This is a genomic window from Coleofasciculus sp. FACHB-712, from assembly GCF_014695635.1.
Taxonomy (GTDB): Bacteria; Cyanobacteriota; Cyanobacteriia; order Cyanobacteriales; family FACHB-T130; genus FACHB-T130.
In genome coordinates, this window is record NZ_JACJOQ010000069.1 from 1 (window position 1) to 2095 (window position 2095).

Here is a 2095-nt window from a genome sequence, read left to right on the forward strand (position 1 = left end):
CGCTACTCCCGGCGTATCTCCGGCATCCGCTAAAATAACGCCCCAAGGGTCAATAATCATCGCGTGTCCGTGAGTGTGACGCAGGGCGTAATGCTGCCCAGTCTGAGCCGGTGCTATCACATAGCAGGTGTTTTCGATAGCTCTGGCTTGTAGTAAGATTTGCCAGTGATCTTTGCCAGTGTAGGCGGTGAAGGCAGCGGGAACAAATAGAATGTCGGCTCCCATCTGCGCCAAGTGCCGATACAGTTCCGGGAATCGGACATCGTAGCATACCGAAAGTCCCAAGGAACCCAAATGCTTGGAGGGATAAACGGGTGGTAGGCGCATCCCAGCCATGACGGTGCTAGATTCTCGATAGGTATTGCCGTCGGGCAAATTGACATCAAATAAATGTACTTTTTGGTAGCAGGCGAGTTCTTCCCCTGAAGGATCGATGAGCAAAGCGGTGTTGTAGACTTTGTTGGTGTCAACGGGAACTGGAAACCCGCCACCCAAGATGGTGACTTGGAAGCGCTGAGCCATTGTTCGGAGGAATTTTTCGCTCTGGGTAGCGATCGCCTCCGATTGGGCTATCTTCTGCTTCTCTTCTCCTAAAAATGAGAAGTTTTCTGGCAAGCCTACTAACTCAGCACCCTGACGCACAGCAAGCTCGATGAGTTCTTCTGCCTGAACCAGATTTTTTTCCACATCTGGCAGGCTTGTCATTTGTATGGCGGCGGCGAGATAGGGCTTCATTATCACTCTCGTAATTTCATCTAAATCAGTCTAAATGCTGGTGAAGCTGAGAACATCAGAATATATATTATTCCTTTGTTGTGTGTCTAGGCATTGATGAAGGGTTGGTTCGAGCAATCCTGTGGATTATACCGAAGGTACTTATTTAGAGAGATATTTACTCAGCTAAGTAGGAATGCGGACACAAATCATCCGGATGCGCGTCTTCAGTGACAAAGATGCTGTTTTGAAATCATCGTGTGTTCTGGTAGCAATGGCAATGAGTCGGATTAATAAAATTGTGCAACAAGCTTTGGTAACGGGCTATCTAACGGTTGAAGCCGAAGAGCAGCTACGTCAGCTTTTAAAAACCAAGTATGACTTTGATGACTTTATGGCTTTCATTACCTTACAAAAAGAGGCGATGGAAGGTCGGGTTCGTCAAGAGTCTCGTGAATTGCTGCATTCTAGCCGTGTTTCTGCCTTAGTTTAAACGGGGGCGATTGCTTATTTTGCATTAGCAGAGCGCCACGCGGACGCGCTATCGCAACACTTGCGCGTTTGTCACCGCAGCTTAAAGAAAGTATTCACTGGATCTAGGCATTTCAGGAAGAGGGAAAAACCGGGCGATCGCTTTCTCAGATGAGGTTGAGCGATCGCTCTCTCACTGTATTGAGGTTTAAATTATAACAATGAATATTATTGGTTGACACTACGACAACTCTATGAATGAGTTGGAGTCCTCGGCTGGCACGGGATATCTGACTCGTTTGAGATCAACCTTCGGAATGGCGAAACGGCAAGGCATCCACGTTACGGTTAGAGGAAATATTTTCTAAGGGTCAACTGTGGAGCTGGATATCTCTGTTCTGGTTAAAACTTTTGTAGCTGTGTTTGTCTTGGCAGATGCGTTGGGCAATGCACCGATCTTTTTAGTCCTGACGAAGGGCATGGAACCGGAGCAAAGAGACAATGTGGTGAATCGGGCAAGTATTGTAGCGACAGGGGTGCTGCTGATATTCGCTTTTGGGGGTAAAGCAGTTCTAAATTACTTAGAAATCAGTATGGGGTCTTTGCGGGTTGCTGGGGGACTGCTTTTACTCTTAGTTGCCCTACAAATGCTACGTGGAGAACTAGATACACCGATTGTCGAGCAGCAGCGCGATATCGCGATTACTCCGATGGCATTGCCTCTGTTAGCTGGGCCAGGAACGCTAACGACGGTGATGCTGTTGATGTCTGAATCTCCAAATGCTCATCTCAGCGTGGTGGTCGGGATTGTCTCTGCGATGCTGGTGACATGGTTGATTGTGCGTCTGGCAAACCGGATTGATCACTTGCTCGGTGCCGAAGGCGCGGTGATTATTACTCAACTTTTAGG

At 47.9% G+C, this 2095-nt stretch carries 3 protein-coding genes; 2 read left to right on the plus strand and 1 reads right to left on the minus strand.

The window, feature by feature from the left end:
- A partial coding sequence (locus H6F50_RS01595) for a carbon-nitrogen hydrolase family protein (protein WP_190425597.1) occupies positions 1–735 on the minus strand: 735 nt, incomplete at its 3' end.
- 259 nt (positions 736–994) lie between these two features.
- Here H6F50_RS01595 and H6F50_RS01600 point away from each other — a divergent pair.
- Together H6F50_RS01600 and H6F50_RS01605 are read left to right on the plus strand one after the other, a co-directional pair.
- The gene (locus H6F50_RS01600; RefSeq protein ID WP_190414152.1) at positions 995–1207 is read left to right on the plus strand and encodes a hypothetical protein; all 213 of its coding nucleotides are present in this window, start codon (positions 995–997) and stop codon (positions 1205–1207) included.
- Positions 1208–1568: 361 nt separating this feature from the next.
- A partial coding sequence (locus H6F50_RS01605; RefSeq protein WP_190425600.1) for a MarC family protein occupies positions 1569–2095 on the plus strand: 527 nt, incomplete at its 3' end.